Raw genomic sequence first — 923 nt, 5'->3', positions numbered from 1 at the left:
TGGCAACCAACAACCACTTTTGATCATGAGACAACACAAAATCTCGTGGAAAAAAACCTTCACAGTGAATGGCTGCTCGCCTTTTCGGCGTATCGCCAGACACATCAAACACACTGATTTTGTTCTGAGCTCGGCAAGAGACATACAAAAACCTTTCATCTTGCGAAAGACGAATCGCCGCCGCCGCTTGCTGATTCTCTTCCCCTTCTAATAATTCTGTTTGATTCGAGATAAGCCATTTATCTTGGTGCTTAACCAGAACAATCAAGGTTTCTGACAGTTCGCAAACCACATACGCTGTCGACTCTTGTTGGTTAAACACCAGATGGCGCGGTCCTGAACCTGCGGGCAAATGAATCACTTGCGACAGTGAAAAATCCGGCGGCTGGGCATCGTAATCATAAATAAGGACGCTATCGCTGCCTAAGTCTACGACAACCAATTGATGACTGTGCTTTAAAAACGTGACTTGATGAGCGTGAGGAGAAGTTTGGCGCTCTAAATTCGGCCCGCATCCATCAACGTATAAATCCGCCAATAAACTAAGCGGCTTACCATCGCGCTCCAATTGAAATACGCTAACATTTCCAGAGCCATAATTAGCAACCGCCAAAAACGGTTCTTTGATATCCAAATGACACGGATAATCGCCATTAATCGGCAAAGAGACGGATTCACTACCGCGAAAAAACGCAAGCTCTGCACCTTCATTTCTATCCATTTCGCTAAACGTATACAGCCCGTGTTCGGTGGTCGTGAGATAGGACGGATTACGTTGAACTACAACATCGTCAAGCCGAGTCAGTTCACCCGTTTCAGTGTTCAGCGATACACGCGCAATGCCCGTGCTCGTACTCGGTGGGTTGGTGTAAGTGCCAATATAAAAATGCACGTGACCAGTTGTTGTCATGGATGGCCTTATA

The 923-nt window shown here is 46.3% G+C and carries 1 protein-coding gene; it reads right to left on the bottom strand.

The features are described from left to right. A partial coding sequence (locus tag R7Z50_RS25470; protein WP_318149473.1) for a lactonase family protein occupies nt 1-910 on the bottom strand: 910 nt, incomplete at its 3' end. Nucleotides 911-923: the final 13 nt, after the last annotated feature.

Source organism: Vibrio sp. 1249-1 (assembly GCF_033340495.1).
The sequence above is the reverse complement of the archived record's forward strand: the minus strand, read 5'-3'. Positions and strand labels throughout refer to the sequence as shown.